Raw genomic sequence first — 17,340 nt, 5'->3', positions numbered from 1 at the left:
TATCGATTTATACAAAAATATAATATTAGTCGTAATAAAAAAAACTTCTATACCTTATTTTTTAATATATGGATGGGGTTTACTTGCCAAATAAACATAATTTGACAGTTCCATGACACAAATTGACGTAAGTGTAGGGATTACGCTTCTTAATAAGACATAAAAAGCCCGTTATCATGACGATGGAGGTCATTTTCTACATTACAAACGACCTATTTTTTCATTGTAGAGTGGAAGGGTTTGAGGTAAAAAGGGCTAAAATATGCTACATCTTCGAACGCTTTGCGTTCATAAGCAGCAGTAGCCAACGGCACCATATCCGCAGCGTTTAATATATAAGGAACAAATAAGGCGTTAGGATTGTGCGGCATTAGTTGCTGCCATTTATCGCTGCCATTACCAAAAAAATATGTCTTCCTGGCTGCAATCTGTTCAGTGAATGCTTCGGGCGTGAGTACTAACGCATGAGGAGCTACCAGAATATTCAGGGCGACATCGTACACTGCTGTATATACTTCCATTCTTCGCGCATCCAGCATAGGGCAATATAAGGCGTCTGTATCTTTCACGCGGGCCAACATGCCCTGCGCCATCATCTGTAAAGTAGATACTGCTATCAATGGTTTCTCCCAGGTGTAACACAGGCCTTTTGCTGTAGCTACGCCTACACGTAGTCCTGTATATGAGCCAGGTCCTGCACTGACAGCGATAGCGTCAATATCAGCTGGACTCACCTGCTGCTCCCGCATGATCTCCTGTACAAACAATACCATACTTGCAGCATGGTCCTGTTGTTTATCATTTACCAATGTCTGTAAAGGTTGCCCGTCTTTCGACAGACAAACAGACCCAATTGTAGTAGCAGTATCGATATGCAGTATCAGAGACAATGTATACAGTTTAATTATTTCATACAGCGGTCACATTGATGCCGGCTTCCTGTGTCAGCAGTGCACTTATTTTGTACCGTTCATTTCCTGTGGCCTTATATACAGCGTCCAGCACGGTATATACCCGCCTTACGCCAATTTCCTCACACCATTCAAAAGGCCCCTTCGGATAATTGGTACCCAGGCGCATCGCGATATTGATATCTTCACGGGATGCTGTTGCTTCCTCTGCAGCCATATAGGCTTCGTTAATGATCATGCAGACAACTCTCGGCGTTACCAGTCCTACCCTGTCTTCCACTATTTCATATTCCCAGCCTAACTCTTTCATGATCTGTGCCAGCAGAGGTTTTTGCTCCTCTTCTATCACAGATACTTCCGTAACGGGCATCGCCACAAATCCGGGGAGCCAATTGCAACCTATCAGATTAAATCCCTGTTCAAAAGCATAATTATTCATTACGTCTGCGAGGGAAGTTCTTACGATAGCTGCCAGTACAGGCACCTGCGGATATTTCGCATACACGCGTGCACGGTCAGTATGTTCATCAAAATCCAGGTCTATGATCAGCCCGTAATCTTCCAGCGTCCCTATGCGATCTGCTGTACTCACCCGCTGCACCCGGTGCCCACTTAAACCACCCTTTTGAAGGAAAGCAGCATAATGTTGCTCTTCTCCTATAACGAGGATATTCATGTGCAAAATTTTCGCAAACCTATTAATTAATAACTAATAATAAGGCCCTATTTTTACGGTCATGGAAAAACAGATCGTCAATACTAAGAATGCGCCTGCTCCAATCGGCCCGTACAATCAGGCTATACGGTCAGGCAACCTGCTATTTGTATCCGGACAAATAGCACTCAGCCCGGACACCAATCAACTGGTACTGGATGATATCAAGACCGAAACCCACCAGGTAATGAAGAACCTGAAAGGTATTCTCTCCGAGGCGGGTATGGACTTCGATAATGTACTGAAGACGACCATCTTCATTATGAACATGAACGATTTCGCGCAGATCAACGAAGTATACGGTTCTTATTTCACCGGCGACTATCCTGCCCGCGAAACCGTTCAGGTAGCTGCGTTGCCTAAGGGTGTGAATGTAGAGATCTCTGTGATTGCCAGCAAATAATTTCTGCATACAGATGGCTGGCGTGCCGGCCATCTGTATGCCCATTATCATGTTAAGCGGCTATTTGGTTCCAAATAATGTAGCCGCCAGTCTGGCGTCGTGCCCATACACATCATCACGGAAGTTCAGCCGGCCGTCACTGTCTATAAACGCTGTAAAATATCCTATATATACAGGTACCTTCTCTTTCAGCGTAATGAACTTTTCCTTATTCCCGTTCATAGCCGCTACTATCTTTTGCTCCGTCCAGGCAGAATCCTTACGCAGGAGCCATTCCGCCAGACGCTGAGGCTCTGACACGCGTATACAGCCGTGGCTGAAAGTACGTTTGCTCTCTCCGAAAAGCCCTTTGGAAGGCGTATCGTGCAGGTAAATATTATATTCATTCGGGAACAGGAACTTGACCTTGCCCAGTGCATTTTTACCTCCGGGTTTCTGGCGAATGATGTAGGGGAAGTTGCCTCCTGTATATTTAGCCCAGTTCAGCGAGCCCGGATTAACAGGACTACCGCTGCCTGTTACCACTTCCATGTTCTGACGGGCCAGGTAACCGGCATTCCTTTTCATGGCTGGCAATACCTCATGTACCATGATGCCGGGAGGCACATTCCAGTAAGGACTGAATACGACATACTTCATTTCATTACTGAAAATAACCGTGTTTGTACCAGGTTTTCCCACTACCACATTACAGCTCCAGTCCAGTTTATTGCTGTCGTATACATATAGTTTGAAGGCAGGAATATTCACGAGCAGGTATTCAGCAGGAGGCTCCGCGGGTACCCAGCGGATACGTTCCATATTGATCAGGATCTGCTGGATACGTTTGTGGGGAGATACGTTCAGTGCATTCAGCAGGGACGGCTGGATAGCGCCGTCCCGCTTTAAACCCATACGGTCCTGGAAATTGCGTATAGCCGTATCCAATACGGGTGTAAACAGCTGGGAAGTGTCAGCAACCGCCAGATCGCCCAAGATATACAGACGCTGTTTTACAGCGGCAACAATGCTATCGCGTTCGCCTTGTTTATACAGTTTCCGTGATGCTTTCAGCGAATCCCAGGGTGCCTTCTCCAGTACCGCCAGTTTTTTCAACTGATTCCGGAGCAGTTTATATTGTTTGTTCACCGGTTCCTCAAAAGCACTCGCAGGTCTGTTCACCATTGAATCGAGTAGGCTTTGCATGTTGATCTTCTTCCGGGGAATGAACCATTCCAGCGATTTGGCGCTGTCTGAAGTCAGGCCGCTCCAAACTTTATTACCATAGGCGAAAAACTGGGCGGTCAGCAGTAATTCTGCTCTGGGCATGGCTTTGTCGTTCCGGCGGAACCTGTCTCCCTCCATGACCAGCGTATCGTACAGTTCGCGTAGCGGTTTACTGATGATGGTACTGTCGTTCAGTCCGTAGTCGGCATCGGCCTTCATCATATTAATAAAGTTACCTGCCTGTTCTGTAAGCCGGCCGTCGTTCCCTACCCAGGCATAGTGAAAATCGCGTTGCCGGTAGAAGTCCCGGATATATTCTGCATTGGCGGTATCACTTTGCAGGAAACTATTTACCTGATTACTGTCCAGTTTAAGATCAATGTATTCCTGTCTGGTGTAATGGCTGGTATCCCTGTCCCGTCCTTTTTTTCTTCTGCGGCCCTCACCACAGGAAGAGAGTATGACGGTAGTTAACAACAAAAAATGGCACATGTAACGTAAAGACATAAACGCAACGGAGTTTTAGTAGTAAGTCTGATTGTCCCCTGCGGGTAGTTGCTTTGTAGAACAACAGCTATCCCGGTAAAATGTTTGATGGCACAAATGTAAAACGCTTAACACGATATTGTGTTAAGCGTTTTAGATAAAGCTTTAGGCTGGAATTATAATTTGATCTCTTCTTCGTTGGCGTCGAAGAACCGATATTCAGTAAGGTGGTAGTTAGAGTCAGCTTTGATCTTGACCCATTTCTTATACTGGAAGTACCACTTCCACCGGCGGGAGGTCAGGAAACCTTTAGCCAGATAGGCATAAAATATAGGGTGCACCCTGATGGTAAGCCCCTTATGCTGATGATTAATGAGGTATTGCAGGTTCTTTTCGATTTCGTCGATAATCAGTACGGAGGCCCCGATCTTACCGGTACCATGGCAGGTAGGGCAATCTTCCGCCACTGAAATAGTGACTTCAGGTTTCACGCGCTGACGGGTGATCTGCATCAGGCCGAACTTAGAGATAGGCAGGATGGTGTGTTTCGCCCTGTCCTGCGACATGAATTTCTCCATGGCTTCATAGACTACCTTCTTATTCTCCGGCAACTTCATATCAATGAAGTCGATGATGATGATACCTCCCAGGTCGCGAAGCCTCAACTGACGTGCTATTTCTGCAGCTGCTTCCAGGTTGGATGCAAGTGCATTCTGTTCCTGGTTATTGCTGGAGCTTTTGTAGCCGCTGTTGACATCTATGACATGCAATGCTTCTGTTGCTTCAATGATCAGGTATACGCCGCTGTCCAGGTTGACGGTCTTCCCGAAGGAAGCTTTCACCTGGCGGGTAACGCCATAGTGATCAAAGATAGGAGCGCCGTTATGGTAATGCTGAACGATGTCCTGTTTTTCGGGGGCTATTTTTTGTATATAAGCCCTCGTATCAGTGAACATGTTCCTGTCATTGATAACGATCTTGTTAAAGCTTTCGTTAAGAAGGTCACGTAGTATGCTGGTTGTTTTAGCCTGTTCACTCAGTATCTTCTGCGGTGGCTGTGCTGCGCGCAGGTTAGCCTGTATATTTTTCCAGGTTTCGACGAGTGTGGTCAGGTCCTCATGCAGTTCTGCCGTTTTCTTTCCTTCAGCCGCCGTACGGACAATCACACCGAAATTGGGTGTTTTGATGGCCTCTACGATCTTCTGCAATCTTTTTCTCTCTTCGGAAGAGTGTATCTTTTTAGATACAGCAACAATGTCATTAAAGGGTGTTAACACGATAAACCTTCCGGGTAGAGAAATTTCGCAACTAAGACGGGGACCTTTAGAAGAAATAGGCTCTTTTAGTATCTGCACCAGGATATTGGGCTTTCCGCCCAGCACATCTGTGATTTTGCCGGTCTTTACAATCTCCGGCTCATTCTTAAACTTTGTAAAGTCAAACCCCTCGGGGGTTTTATCTGAAATAGCCTGCTGGGTAAATTTTAGTATAGAACGTATATATGGGCTAAGATCTGTGTAATGTAAGAAGGCATCTTTTTCAAACCCTACATCGACAAAAGCCGCATTAAGGCCCGGGATCAACTTTTTCACCCGCCCCAGGTATAAATCCCCTACAGAAAAGTTGGGATTGCCGCTTTCGTGATGCAATTCCACCAGTTTCTTATCTTCCAGCAACGCTATTTCCACACCAGTTGGTGCCGCATTTATAATAAGTTCCTTGTTCAAGCGTCCAAAATTTTAACCATTATAACTTCACCTTGAGTTATGCACGGCTATTTAATAACAGCTTACTGCATACCAGATTACAGCTGGCGAAACGCCAGCATACGTAGATGATGGATTGCTTAAGGGTTTAGCGATCAGCAGGTAATATCCGGAATTCTAAGCGGGATTTGTGGAAAAACCTGCATGACTCCAGCAATTTAATAATAATCGCCAAAATCATGCAGGATATATAAAAATTTTTGTCCGATCACCGCGCCGCAAATAAAACCTGGTTAGTATAAATGGCGGGAAACAGGAGAAAATTATTTCTTATTCTTCTTATGCCGGTTCTTTCTCAGTCTTTTTTTACGTTTGTGAGTAGCAATCTTATGTCTTTTTCTTTTCTTACCGCAAGGCATACGCTAATAAGTTTTTAAATGTTTAAAAAATGAATATTATTTAATACTCTTGATATAATTGTCTATTTCAGCCTTCAGCGAGGGATCCTTCAACAGTGTCTTACATTTTTCCAGCAATTCAACTGCTTTTTTTACGTCACCTTTGCCTCGATAAGCTTCTGCCAGTACAAATACAGCTTTAGCCTCGTCGGGATGTTTCTGAGTGAACGTCTCCATCCTGTCTATGGCTTTATCAAACTGATTTGACTGAATAGCAAGATTTGCCAATGTGATCTGAGCTTCTGCATTATCAGGATTGGCTGCTACCACATCCCTGAGTTTCTGGACACCTACCATAGGCTCTGTATTCATATACAGAAGCGCCTGTTTTATTTTAAGGGAATCATTACCCGGACTAAGCGTTATCGCCTGGTCCAGGAGGGTAATGGCCTGTTTGGTCTCCCAATTCATTACAGCAGGGTCCTCTGCGTGTTCCAGATGTTCTAAAAATAAATTGGCTGCAAAGGTGAGGCTTTTTTCGGAATTTTCCAACTTGGCGGCTTCGCCAAGATAATACGCAGCTACGGGTAGTTGGTTAAGGCTATCCCAGGAGGCATATAATTGTTTGTAAGCGGCTATCTGCTGGTTCTTAACATCACCCCGGACAATGTTCTCCAGGCGGGCAATAGAAATTAATTTATCAGCGGGGACTTTTTGCTTGGCGGAAGCCAGCAATTCGTCGAAGGCAATAGTTTTTCCCTCCTGACCCTCATGTAAATGAGTGGCAGTTGGCATCGCTTTTTTATCCGAATGAGGTACGGTGCGGCCAAACGCTACCAATACTACAAGTATTGTCGCTGCGGCACCGACCAGGAGAATTTGTGATTTTTGCACGCCTTAAATATTAGGCTGCAAAATTACGAACTTTTAAGCTTCTTTACTTCTGCAACGAATTCTTTAGAAGGCTTAAAGGCAGGAATGAAATGCTCCGGAATCTCAACGGCAACGTTCTTCTTGATGTTACGGCCAATTTTAGCAGCTCTCTTTTTAGTAATGAAGCTACCAAAGCCCCTTATATAGATATGCTCGCCATTAGCCAACGCTTCCTTGACCTCCTTAAACATGGCTTCTAGTGTTACTAACACATCTACTTTAGGTATGCCGGTTTTTTCAGCAATATTGTTAATTAAGTCAGCTTTTCTCATAATTGAAGCGAAGGATTACTTGTCCCAAAATTATTTATTTTTTTTTAATTGCTGAATTTTAAGCAAATAAATTTTATCTTTTTTTCTTATACCAAGGTTTTGTATAATATATCTATCTGTAAATCACTTACTAATACTCTCTAACTCTAAGAACGGGCAACCGGAAAAAGAGAGGGACTCCATGCTCTAACCCAGTACAAGTACACTTCCGATTAGGGTAATCACAAAATTTCACTAAACCACTCATTAACGAATATACAAAAAATAATATTCATTTAGTCTTTTTTTTCTTGACTTAATGAAAAAAGATCCATCCAGATCAAGCACTAACAGATAAAAGGTCTTTGCTTATTATAACGCATTTTTCGACATATTCGTCTATCGTTCAACAAGTTCTGTTAATTATTACTGCAAAGCCGCTACAGCTGAATATTATCAAAAATAAATCTAATGCAATCCTGCTATTTTTCCAATAGTGTCGTTACCACAATCTTTAATTTCCGGTAAATACATAAACATGTAGGCTGCCTTCTCCCCTGTGTCCTTTTCACTGATCCTTTTATATTTGCAGAAATGAAGCAGTTTTTTACGAACACCTTGCTGGAGTGGAACAAACATGAGAATACCCGCTCCATGCCATGGAAAGGTGAGAAAGACCCCTACCGGATATGGCTGTCTGAAATTATTCTCCAACAAACGCGTGTAGAACAGGGATGGGCTTATTATGAAAAGTTCGTACTAAACTATCCGACAGTGAAGGAGCTGGCGGCGGCACCAGAAGAAGCAGTATTCCGCCTGTGGCAGGGATTAGGTTATTATGCACGTTGTAAGAATATGCTGGCAGCTGCAAAACAGATCGTATCTGCCTATCATGGCCACTTTCCCAACACATACGACACGATACAATCACTCAAGGGCATTGGCCCCTACACGGCTGCAGCCATTGCCTCCTTTGCGTTCAATCTGCCACATGCCGTTCTGGACGGCAACGTGTTCCGTGTACTGTCCCGCTTTTTTGATATAGATACTCCGATAGACAGTACGGCAGGCAAAAAACAATTTGCTGAACTGGCTCAGGAGTTGTTACCTCACGGACAATCAGCTTCGTATAACCAGTCCATTATGGACTTTGGCGCCGTAGTATGCAAGCCTCAGCAACCTGCCTGCAACATCTGCCCCCTGGCAAGTAAATGTAAGGCCTTTCAGCTGGGACTCACCGGCCTGCTGCCTGTCAAGGCGAAGAAGCTGGTCATCAGAAAACGCTACTTCTATTATCTCGTATTACAGTATAAAGACCATGTCTTCATCCGCAAACGTACGGAAAACGACATCTGGCAGAACCTCCATGAGTTCATTCTGATAGAAACTCCCGGGCCGGAAGACGTAACAGCGTTACAGTCTACAGCCGCCTTTAAAAATATTATGAAAGATATACGTTACAACACAGATGCGGTCTCCGGGACATTCAAACAACAGCTTACACACCAGACAATCCATAGTCAATTCCTCATACTATCGACTGACAAAAAGCCTGAAATGCCCGGCTACACGGCCGTTCCACGGAATCAACTGGATCATTACGCCTTTCCTAAGACCATCACAGACTTCCTTAAGAATAGGAATATCACCCTATTCTAATACGAAAACCTACTGTTTACCAACAGCGCCCAACTTGCTGCGGCAAGGTATTTGAGCTAAAGTATACGTTAAAATTTTCACTGTCGATTTGAAAAAAACATTAACTTTAGAAAGGTTGTTCATTTAAAAGAAGCGTATATTTTCAATAGTTTAAAATCAATAGATTAAAACCTGCAACAATGAGAGGTGTTAATAAAGTAATCCTGATTGGCAACTTGGGTAGAGATCCAGACGTACAGTTCTTAGAAGGCAATATTGCCGTAGCCAAATTCTCTCTGGCAACGACAGAAACATTCAAAGACCGGGCTGGCAAGCTTATATCCCAAACAGAATGGCATACAGTAGTATTATGGCGCGGACTGGCTGAACTGGCTCAAAAGTACCTGCATAAAGGCAGTCTTGTTTATATAGAAGGACGCCTCCGTACCCGTAGCTGGGAAGACAAAGAGGGTAATAAGAAATTTGCCACTGAAGTGGTGGGCGACAATCTGGTTATGCTGGACAAACGTATGGACCTTAATAACTCCGAACACGCCATACATCATAGCAATACAGGGAGTAACACTGGTGACAATTTCCCCAATATGGAAATCCCCCCCCAATTGAACGATACAGCGGACGATCTTCCTTTTTAACTATCCGGTAAAAAATACTAATTCTTTTTTGATTGATAATCCCATTATGGGACATTACTTATATTTGCATATAGGGAAAGCGATTCAATTTAAGACCTGAATTACTTTCCCCTTTTTTTGGAACTTACTTTGCTATAAGCAGGGAGTTCTAATATTTCTCACGTCAAAGTTGAACAATTTGTACACCTATCCGGCAAGCATTTTACCTGGTAAGCTTACCCTGTTGCAAGCAGCGGCGCCAATCGCCACTCCGAACGTGGTTATTTATCTGCTTGTGATATTCATACTCCTACTCATGGCTTTTATTGTTTCCGGTGCTGAAGTAGCTTTCTTCTCCCTGAACTATAAAGACCTGAATGCCCTGAAAACCAGACAAAACACCAGTGGTAAGCTGATTACCAAACTCCTGGAAAAGCCCCGCTCCCTGCTGGCCTCCCTCCAGATAGCTGGCATCCTCCTATCCCTGGCGTTTATTATGGTGACCAGCTACCTCATCACCCAGATGGAAGATCTTCAGACCTTCCCTGTAGTGTCTCTGGTAGTACGTATAGCCATCATCATTTTTGTACTGCTTTTCTTCGGGCAGGTGCTTCCCCGCGTATGGGCCGCCCAGAACAATATCCGGTTTGCCACCTACTTTGCCTGGTTTGTCAGCATTGTACATGCCACCCTGGAACCCGTAAGCGACTTTTACGTAAGTCTTAGCGAAAGCATAGAGGCCCGCTTCTTCCACCGGGGCGCTGTCAACTACCAGGAGATAGACGAGGCCATTGAGATGAGTGTAGACCCTACTGCTTCCCAGGAAGAAAAAAATATCCTGAAAGGCATCCTCAAATTCGGCAATATCACCGTTAAACAGATCATGCATACCCGCCTGGATGTATCAGGCATCGAGTATGAAGATCCCTTTGACGCCGTTGTAAAAAGAGTGGCTGACCTCCATTATTCCCGCCTCCCGGTGTATAAAGGCAACCTTGATAATATCGTGGGCGTGATCCATACCAAAGACCTCCTGCCCCACCTCGATAAAGGCAAAAGCTTTGACTGGCACACCGTAATGCGGCAGCCATTCTTTGTACATGGCCATAAACTGATCGAAGACCTGCTGTCTGAATTTCAGACCAGGCGTATGCATTTTGCGGTTGTCGTGGACGAATTTGGCGGTACTTCCGGTATCGTTACCCTGGAAGACATTGTGGAAGAAGTGATCGGTGATATCAAAGACGAATTTGACGAAGAAGAATTCAACTACAGCAAAGTAGACAACTATACCTACGTTTTTGAAGGCAAGACCATGCTCAATGACGTCTGCCGTATCATGAACATTCCTCCCGATACCTTCGAGGTAGTAAAGGGCGAAAGCGACTCTATCGGGGGCCTGATCCTGGAACTGGCAGGTAAATTCCCTGAAGAGAACAGCGTCATATCGCATGACGACTACGATTTCACCGTACTGGAAGTCAGCAAGATGCGCATCCAGAAGGTACAGGTAACCGTCAGGCAAAATGTGGAAGACGAGAATTAGTGCGGGACTTTTAATACAAGAAACTACTATGAAATTAACCGGGAATACTCTTTGTCTGCTGTTGCTGCTGGCTTTTTCCGCCTGTCAGCAAACCTATACTCCCAAGCCGCGCGGCTATTTTCAGATCAACTTTCCCAAGCGGGAATACCGTCTGTTTGACGTTCCCGGCTATCCATACACCTTCGAGTATCCTGTATATGCCAGTGTTGTAAAGGATAGTCTCTTCTTCGGCGAGAAAACAGAGAATCCCTACTGGATCAACGTGGAATTCCCATCTCTGAATGGTAAGATCTATATGAGCTATAAAGAGATCGGCAAGGGCGGAAAGAACAATTTCCAGCAACTGGTGAACGACGCCTTCAAAATGACCTATAAACACACCTATAAGGCGGAATACATAGAAGAAAAGGCCATCAATACTCCTTTCAATGTAACAGGCCAGTTCTACGACGTAGGTGGCAACGCGGCCTCCGCCAAACAGTTTTTTGCCACCGACTCTTCCCGGCACTTCCTCCGTGGCGCCCTTTACTTCGATGCCACCCCCAATGCTGATTCTCTCGCTCCGGTACAACAGTTCCTGCAGCAGGATATGTGGCACCTGGTGGAAACACTGAAGTGGAGATAGGCCATTTACTATTTTTGTACCTTTGCGTCTTTAAAGGAATACCCGTCCGGTAAGCTCATTGCCAACACATCCGGCCGGCCATCGTTTTTATATGATCATCATTGACGACAAGTACATCAGCGACGAATTAATTGAGGAACAGTTCGTCTGCAACCTGGGAGCCTGTAAAGGCGCCTGCTGCGTTGCGGGCGATTGCGGGGCGCCGCTGGACAAGGAAGAAGTAAAGATCCTGAAGAAGATCTATCCGAAGATCAAGTCTTACCTCCGTCCCGATGGTATCGCTGAAATAGAGCAAACCGGCACAAACACCATCGACGACGAATATGGTTATGTTACGCCCATTGTAAATAAAGGCATTTGCGCCTACGCCACTATCGATTCCCATGGTATTGTGGGCTGCGGCATTGAAAAGGCCTTTAACGACGGCGTAATTGACTACAAAAAGCCGATTTCCTGCCACCTCTACCCTATCAGGGTCACGAAATATGAATCTTTTGAGGCATTGAACTATGACCGCTGGGATGTGTGCAAACCCGCCTGCAAGAACGGTAGAAGCCTGCGTGTGCCGGTATACCGCTTCCTGCGCGAAGCACTTATCCGTAAGTATGGTGAGGAATTCTACCAGGTGCTGGATAAAATCGCCACCAAGCAGTATAAGGCAGAGTAACCGTAACTGCTGATGCTATCCCTCATTTCCCTATCTTTACCAGTACTAATTGTTGTTTAATCATCCCGGCGTATAGCAACGCTGGTATGGGTTTTGTAATTCCGAATCAGCAATCCGACAACTTATGCATCAGAATGCCTCCACTTTTCTTGAAAATAGTGAGAAGAAAGCGACAAACCTCAGTCATCGCCAGACGATCAATTATAACATTGGTAAGTACAATACGGCCGTCAAAGCGGGGAAACAACAGTTTGCCGATCTGAATACCGCGCGTGAAAGAGCCAAGAACATCAAGTGGAGGGCACTGGAGAATCTCGACAAACACCTGGAAGAATTTGAGTCAAACTTTACCCGCCGCGGCGGTAAAGTGATCTGGGCAGAGAATGCACAACAGGTGCTGGACGAGATCCTGGCTATCTGTGAGGCCAAACAGTGCAAAAGTATTGTGAAGAGCAAGTCTATGGCCACAGAAGAAGTTCATTTGAATCACTTCCTGGCACAGCATAATATTGAATGTGTAGAAACAGATCTCGGAGAATATATCCAGCAGCTGGATGGCGAACCGCCTTACCACATTGTTACACCGGCCATGCATAAAAGTAAGGAAGACGTAGCTAAATTGTTCGCCGACAAACTGGGCACCGCGCCTAACCTGACGCCCCAGGAGCTGACCATGATAGCCAGGGAAAAGCTGCGGCAAAAGTACCTGGATGCTGAAATTGGTATAACAGGCGCCAACTTTATCATTGCAGATATAGGCGGTGTAGCAGTGACGGAAAATGAGGGTAATGCGAGACTCAGTACCGCATTCCCCAAAACACATATCGTGCTGGTCGGCATTGAAAAAATGCTGCCTTCCATCAATGACCTGGCGCTGTTCTGGCCTTTACTGGCTACCTATGGTACCGGTCAGCAGGTGACAGTATACAACTCCATCTTCAGTGGTCCCCGCCAGGAAAATGAAATAGACGGTCCGGAAGAAATGTATGTGATCCTGATGGACAACGGCCGTACCAATATACTGCAGGACACGGATGCCCGGGAAAGTCTGTATTGCATTCGCTGCGGCTCCTGCCTGAATGCCTGCCCGGTTTATAAAAACATTGGTGGCCATAGCTATGGCACTACCTATAGTGGCCCCATTGGTTCTGTTATTACCCCTCATCTGCAGGGAATGGAGTCCTTTATGCATCTCAGCTATGCCTCCTCCCTCTGTGGCAACTGCACGGAGGTATGTCCTGTAAGGATCAATATTCACGAATTACTGCTCCATAATCGCCATAAAGCCGTTGAGGAGAACTATACCTCCGGCGGCGAAAAAATGTCCTGGTTTGGCTGGAAACAGGCCAGTCTGAGTCGCAGGATGATGAACCTTGTGGGAGGTAAAACCAAAAACCTCTTCATGAAAAAGTTCTTCGCCGGGGCCTGGGGAGACAACAGAGAGCTGCCTGTGTTTGCGCCCAAATCTTTTAACCAGCTATGGAAAGAGAGAAAAAAATAGTATCTTTTTAATATGACACTTATCGCTATACTGTTACCCTGGCTTTCCTTTATGCTTAGAGGAAGGATACTCACAGGCATTTTATGCCTGATATTACAGATCACTTTGATCGGTTGGATACCTGCAGCTGTCTGGGCCTGTATATCATTACAGAACTCCCGGGAAGACAGAAGGACCAGGAGATTGATCAGGGCTATGAAGGAAAGCAAATAATTATCTGGGGCCAAAAGGCACATCTATCTGAACGCGGGTTGCCTTCCCATCGGAAGCGGGTTTCCATTCCGGGCCTTCCTTTACGACTCTCAGTGCTTCCGCGTCGCAGTCCGGCTGTAATCTTCTGGTTATTTTGATGTCTTCCAGCGTGCCGTCTGGCATTACGCGGACAGATACTCTTACCCTTCCGGTTATATTTGCAGCAGCGGCTGATGCCGGATAATGTACATTTTTAGCCAGGTATTCCTTGTATTGCTCATACCCTTTCACAGGCGTAGGACGCTGATAAACACTCTCCTGCTGATGCTGGCCCTTGTATTTTTTATTGTAACCGGTTGTAACCACTTCTGACAATGCACTTGCCTGCTCTTTCAGTGTAATATCCAGATTATTATCCGTCTGGTTCAGGTCCAGCTTCTTTTGATTGTAGCCAATGGCGGCTACTACCAGCTTTAAATCTTTTGTGGTGTCAGCTACGCGGATAGAAAAATTACCCTCATTATCGGTCAGCACTCCTTTACCGGTGCCTTCGACAGTAACAGCTACGCCCGGCACTCCTTCTGCATTTAAGGCTTTTACTCTCCCCTGGATCAGTCGGGTGCTCATAGAAGGCGCCGGGGCAGGGGCGGGAGCAGCAGCAACGGGATTTCGGGCAGCCATTTCCTCCGTCGATTTATATGGAGCAGCAGCGGCGACCTCTGTCATTCTTCCATCCAGACTGTCGGCCAAAGAAGGTGCAGCAGCCAGCGGTCTGCTGGAATCATCGCCTCTCATAACGCTGGCCAGCGGCGATTCAACAGCAAATGCACCTGCTCTACGGTCTTTAAGGGCGAGCAAACCAGTGTCTGCAGGTATCGATACGGCAAGCGGTTTTTCCGGGGTCGCGTTCCCCCATGCTACCGGCTCTTCCCGGTTATAGTACTGTAAAGTATCAGTTATAGAACTGTCAGAGACAGCAACATGCTGAGATACAACAGGCCCCCTGAATCTATTCACCTGCATGAGCCAGATCAAGCCGGTGCAGACCAGTAAAAGCACCCCTGCAGCGGCCAGCCAGCGGTAATTCAGCACAAATAGTCCTCCTTTCTTTTCTTCCCTACCCTGTACCCTTCTTTCAAGACGCCTGTTCAGATCGGCCAGGTTAACACGCTGATCCGGCTTGCGCTCAGCGAAACCCTCCAGTGCATCAGCCAGGAACGGATCGTCCAATGCCTGTTTTTCCAGGGCATGCATCGCCTTGTTATCCAGCTCTCCTGCCAGATACCGGCGGATCAGCTCCGGATCCACATTATGGTTCATATGACTGTGCTTATCAGGCATCTTGTTGTTCCATACAAATTTTCAGGTTTCGCTTACCGTTCTGGATATAGCTCTTCACTTTCTTCATATCATATCCGGTAATATCCGCTACTTCGCGATAGCTTTTTTCCTTCAGGTAAAACAGGTCCACACTGCGCTTTTGCTCTTCAGGCAAAGCTTCCAGGCATTTTTCCATGCCCTGCAGGTGCATCTCTATGTTTACTCCGTTCTCATGATGTGCAAAAGAGTCATTTTCCATAACGGGGAGTCCTTCGAGAGAAATTTCCCTTCCCTCCCTGTTTTTCATGGAGCGCAGTTTCATCAGGCAATGGTTCTTCGTCAGCACATGTAACCAGCTCTTAAAATTTTGAACCTCATGCTGCTGCAACTTGGCAATCAACTCCTCAAAGATTTGCATAACAGCATCCTTACTGGCCTCTTCATCAAAATAGCGCAGGCATACACCATACACCAGGTTCATGTAGCGCTGGTACAGCGCAGCCAGATAATCCAGCTGACCGGAGCGTTTGAACTCCTGTATCAACACTGCATCATCTGCATCCTTCATGATATTATGGTGTAAAAATGCCATAGCTTAGATGAACAATAGTAAAGAATTTTTAGCAAAAAAGCACTGGCGTTTGCCAGTGCTTTTTTTATGCTTTCAGCGCCTGAGAGGCTTAGTGTCTGAAGTGACGGGTACCAGTCATTACCATTACCATACCGTTCTGCTTACAGAATTCTATTGAATCATTGTCCCTTACGGAACCGCCAGGCTGGATCACTGATGTGATACCTTCCTCATGAGCAATGCGCACACAATCATCGAATGGGAAGAATGCATCAGAAGCCATTGCAGCACCTTTCAGACCAAAGCTGAACTGGTTCGCCTTGGCGATAGCATGACGTAATGAGTCGATACGGGATGTCTGGCCACAACCTTTACCGATAAGTTGTTTGTCTTTCACCAAAGCAATAGCATTGGATTTCAGATGTTTACATACGATGTTGGCAAATTCGAGGTCGGCCTTTTCAGCAGCTGTTGCTGGTCTTGCGCCAGCCTCGTTCCACTCCTGGTAGTTACCCTTATCATTTTCCTGCAGCAATACGCCGTTCAGGACATTCTTGTATACATAAGGCGCCTTCACCGGCTGCAATTGCTGCAGCAGGATGCGGTTCTTCTTTGCCTGCAGCACAGTCAGCGCATCAGCATCAAAACCAGGAGCTATCAATATTTCGAAGAAGATCTCGCTGATAGATTCAGCAGTAGCCTTGTCAATCACAGCATTGGTTACCAGTACTCCACCAAACGCGCTTTCTTTATCACCCGCCAGTGCAGCATCCCATGCAGCCTTCAGGGTTGGACGGCTGGCAATACCACATACGTTGGTATGTTTGATCACTGCAAAGGTGGTTTCTGTAAACTCCTGGATCAGCTGGCAGGCAGCATCTACATCCACAAGATTGTTGTAAGACAGTTCCTTGCCATGCAGTTTATTGAAGATCTCCGACAGGTCACCATAGAATACACCTTTCTGGTGAGGGTTCTCTCCGTAACGCATTACCTGACCCTGCGGAGCTGATACCTGGAAGTATGCAGCAGGCTCATTGTTCAGGAAGTACTGCGCAATTGCTACGTCATAATTTGCACATACTTCAAATGCTTTTGCAGCAAATGCCCTACGTTCTTCTACGCTGGTAGCACCGCCATTGTCAGTCAGCACTTTTTCCAGGTCGGCATACTGATCTTTGGAAGCAACAATCACTACATCTTTGTAGTTCTTAGCTGCTGCCCTGATGAGGGATACGCCACCGATGTCTATTTTCTCAATGATTGTTTGTTCTTCTTTGGTGCTCTTCACTGTTTCCTCAAACGGATACAGGTCTACAATCACCAGATCCAGCTCAGGAATAGCATACTGTTGCAGTTGCTCGAGGTCCTGTGGATTCTCACGACGAGCCAGAATGCCTCCGAATACTTTCGGATGCAGGGTCTTTACACGTCCGCCCAGAATAGATGGATACGCTGTCAGGTCTTCCACCGCTTCACACTTCACTCCCAGGTCCTCAATAAATTTCTGGGTACCGCCAGTCGAATAAATAGTTACTCCCTGTTCGCCTAACTTTTTTACAATGTTCTCCAGGTTATCTTTATAGAAAACGGAGATCAATGCTGATTTAATTTGCTTTTGCATGTATGGAAATCA

Annotated in this window: 17 protein-coding genes; 8 read left to right on the top strand and 9 right to left on the bottom strand. The window is 45.8% G+C overall.

The genetic code is table 11. The features are described from left to right. Positions 1-212 precede the first annotated feature (212 nt). Both tsaB and L3C95_RS04300 read right to left on the bottom strand, forming a co-directional pair. Positions 213-890, bottom strand: a complete 678-nt coding sequence (gene tsaB, locus L3C95_RS04305; protein ID WP_236385500.1) for a tRNA (adenosine(37)-N6)-threonylcarbamoyltransferase complex dimerization subunit type 1 TsaB — start codon at positions 888-890, stop codon at positions 213-215. A gap of 19 nt (positions 891-909) precedes the next feature. After that, on the bottom strand, positions 910-1,587 hold the full coding sequence (locus tag L3C95_RS04300; RefSeq protein ID WP_236385499.1) for a 3-hydroxyacyl-CoA dehydrogenase family protein: 678 nt from the start codon (positions 1,585-1,587) through the stop codon (positions 910-912). 61 nt (positions 1,588-1,648) lie between these two features. On the opposite strand from L3C95_RS04300, the gene L3C95_RS04295 reads away from it, so the two are divergent. Next, positions 1,649-2,029 (top strand): RidA family protein, encoded by a 381-nt coding sequence (locus L3C95_RS04295; protein ID WP_236385498.1) that lies wholly within the window; start codon positions 1,649-1,651, stop codon positions 2,027-2,029. A gap of 60 nt (positions 2,030-2,089) precedes the next feature. Here L3C95_RS04295 and L3C95_RS04290 read toward each other — a convergent pair whose 3' ends face one another. The 4 genes from L3C95_RS04290 to L3C95_RS04270 form a co-directional block, all read right to left on the bottom strand. Beyond that, positions 2,090-3,742, bottom strand: coding sequence for a murein L,D-transpeptidase (locus tag L3C95_RS04290; protein ID WP_236385497.1), 1,653 nt, complete (start codon positions 3,740-3,742; stop codon positions 2,090-2,092). A 155-nt stretch (positions 3,743-3,897) separates the two neighbouring features. Continuing rightward, a complete protein-coding gene (locus tag L3C95_RS04285; protein ID WP_149693929.1) occupies positions 3,898-5,448 on the bottom strand; it encodes an Rne/Rng family ribonuclease in 1,551 nt (516 codons plus the stop codon). A gap of 434 nt (positions 5,449-5,882) precedes the next feature. Next, a complete protein-coding gene (locus L3C95_RS35090) occupies positions 5,883-6,719 on the bottom strand; it encodes a tetratricopeptide repeat protein (protein ID WP_236385496.1) in 837 nt (278 codons plus the stop codon). Positions 6,720-6,742: 23 nt separating this feature from the next. Next, positions 6,743-7,030 (bottom strand): HU family DNA-binding protein, encoded by a 288-nt coding sequence (locus tag L3C95_RS04270; RefSeq protein WP_073084475.1) that lies wholly within the window; start codon positions 7,028-7,030, stop codon positions 6,743-6,745. A gap of 573 nt (positions 7,031-7,603) precedes the next feature. Here L3C95_RS04270 and mutY point away from each other — a divergent pair. The 7 genes from mutY (at position 7,604) to L3C95_RS04235 (ending at position 13,834) form a co-directional block, all read left to right on the top strand. Further along, complete coding sequence (mutY, locus tag L3C95_RS04265; protein ID WP_236385495.1) at positions 7,604-8,668, top strand: A/G-specific adenine glycosylase; 1,065 nt, start codon at positions 7,604-7,606, stop codon at positions 8,666-8,668. A gap of 179 nt (positions 8,669-8,847) precedes the next feature. Then, entirely contained in the window at positions 8,848-9,303 is a 456-nt protein-coding gene (locus L3C95_RS04260) for a single-stranded DNA-binding protein (RefSeq protein ID WP_089834641.1), read from the top strand. Positions 9,304-9,472: 169 nt separating this feature from the next. Then, complete coding sequence (gldE, locus tag L3C95_RS04255) at positions 9,473-10,828, top strand: gliding motility-associated protein GldE (protein ID WP_262915815.1); 1,356 nt, start codon at positions 9,473-9,475, stop codon at positions 10,826-10,828. Between the two features lie 28 nt (positions 10,829-10,856). Continuing rightward, positions 10,857-11,453: a gliding motility lipoprotein GldD gene (gene gldD, locus L3C95_RS04250; protein WP_236385491.1), complete on the top strand. Its 597-nt coding sequence runs from the start codon at positions 10,857-10,859 to the stop codon at positions 11,451-11,453. Between the two features lie 91 nt (positions 11,454-11,544). Further along, positions 11,545-12,120: a DUF3109 family protein gene (locus tag L3C95_RS04245; protein ID WP_236385489.1), complete on the top strand. Its 576-nt coding sequence runs from the start codon at positions 11,545-11,547 to the stop codon at positions 12,118-12,120. Positions 12,121-12,244: 124 nt separating this feature from the next. Continuing rightward, a complete protein-coding gene (locus tag L3C95_RS04240; protein ID WP_236385486.1) occupies positions 12,245-13,621 on the top strand; it encodes a LutB/LldF family L-lactate oxidation iron-sulfur protein in 1,377 nt (458 codons plus the stop codon). A gap of 12 nt (positions 13,622-13,633) precedes the next feature. Then, positions 13,634-13,834: a YqaE/Pmp3 family membrane protein gene (locus L3C95_RS04235; protein ID WP_236385484.1), complete on the top strand. Its 201-nt coding sequence runs from the start codon at positions 13,634-13,636 to the stop codon at positions 13,832-13,834. Here the strand turns inward: L3C95_RS04235 and L3C95_RS04230 are convergent, their stop codons facing one another. From L3C95_RS04230 to purH, 3 genes are all read right to left on the bottom strand, one after another. Continuing rightward, positions 13,835-15,133 carry an energy transducer TonB gene (locus tag L3C95_RS04230; protein ID WP_236385482.1) on the bottom strand — a complete coding sequence of 433 codons (1,299 nt, stop codon included), beginning with the start codon at positions 15,131-15,133 and terminating at the stop codon, positions 13,835-13,837. Between the two features lie 13 nt (positions 15,134-15,146). Then, positions 15,147-15,701 carry an RNA polymerase sigma factor gene (locus L3C95_RS04225; RefSeq protein ID WP_236385481.1) on the bottom strand — a complete coding sequence of 185 codons (555 nt, stop codon included), beginning with the start codon at positions 15,699-15,701 and terminating at the stop codon, positions 15,147-15,149. A 112-nt stretch (positions 15,702-15,813) separates the two neighbouring features. Beyond that, complete coding sequence (purH, locus tag L3C95_RS04220) at positions 15,814-17,328, bottom strand: bifunctional phosphoribosylaminoimidazolecarboxamide formyltransferase/IMP cyclohydrolase (protein ID WP_236385480.1); 1,515 nt, start codon at positions 17,326-17,328, stop codon at positions 15,814-15,816. Positions 17,329-17,340 lie beyond the last annotated feature (12 nt).

This window comes from Chitinophaga filiformis (assembly GCF_021646545.1).
Taxonomy (GTDB): Bacteria; Bacteroidota; Bacteroidia; order Chitinophagales; family Chitinophagaceae; genus Chitinophaga; species Chitinophaga filiformis_A.
This window is presented reverse-complemented; position numbering and strand designations above follow the sequence as displayed.

Excerpts from the sequence above, each read along its gene's own strand:
- L3C95_RS04240 (WP_236385486.1), top strand. The coding sequence starts at position 12,245 with ATGCATCAGAATGCCTCCACTTTTCTTGAAAATAGTGAGAAGAAAGCG.
- purH (WP_236385480.1), bottom strand. The coding sequence starts at position 17,328 with ATGCAAAAGCAAATTAAATCAGCATTGATCTCCGTTTTCTATAAAGAT.
- mutY (WP_236385495.1), top strand. The coding sequence starts at position 7,604 with ATGAAGCAGTTTTTTACGAACACCTTGCTGGAGTGGAACAAACATGAG.
- L3C95_RS04245 (WP_236385489.1), top strand. The coding sequence starts at position 11,545 with ATGATCATCATTGACGACAAGTACATCAGCGACGAATTAATTGAGGAA.
- L3C95_RS04290 (WP_236385497.1), bottom strand. The coding sequence starts at position 3,742 with ATGTCTTTACGTTACATGTGCCATTTTTTGTTGTTAACTACCGTCATA.
- L3C95_RS04270 (WP_073084475.1), bottom strand. The coding sequence starts at position 7,030 with ATGAGAAAAGCTGACTTAATTAACAATATTGCTGAAAAAACCGGCATA.
- L3C95_RS04230 (WP_236385482.1), bottom strand. The coding sequence starts at position 15,133 with ATGAACCATAATGTGGATCCGGAGCTGATCCGCCGGTATCTGGCAGGA.
- L3C95_RS04300 (WP_236385499.1), bottom strand. The coding sequence starts at position 1,587 with ATGAATATCCTCGTTATAGGAGAAGAGCAACATTATGCTGCTTTCCTT.
- L3C95_RS04235 (WP_236385484.1), top strand. The coding sequence starts at position 13,634 with ATGACACTTATCGCTATACTGTTACCCTGGCTTTCCTTTATGCTTAGA.
- L3C95_RS04260 (WP_089834641.1), top strand. The coding sequence starts at position 8,848 with ATGAGAGGTGTTAATAAAGTAATCCTGATTGGCAACTTGGGTAGAGAT.
- L3C95_RS04225 (WP_236385481.1), bottom strand. The coding sequence starts at position 15,701 with ATGAAGGATGCAGATGATGCAGTGTTGATACAGGAGTTCAAACGCTCC.
- gldD (WP_236385491.1), top strand. The coding sequence starts at position 10,857 with ATGAAATTAACCGGGAATACTCTTTGTCTGCTGTTGCTGCTGGCTTTT.
- L3C95_RS04295 (WP_236385498.1), top strand. The coding sequence starts at position 1,649 with ATGGAAAAACAGATCGTCAATACTAAGAATGCGCCTGCTCCAATCGGC.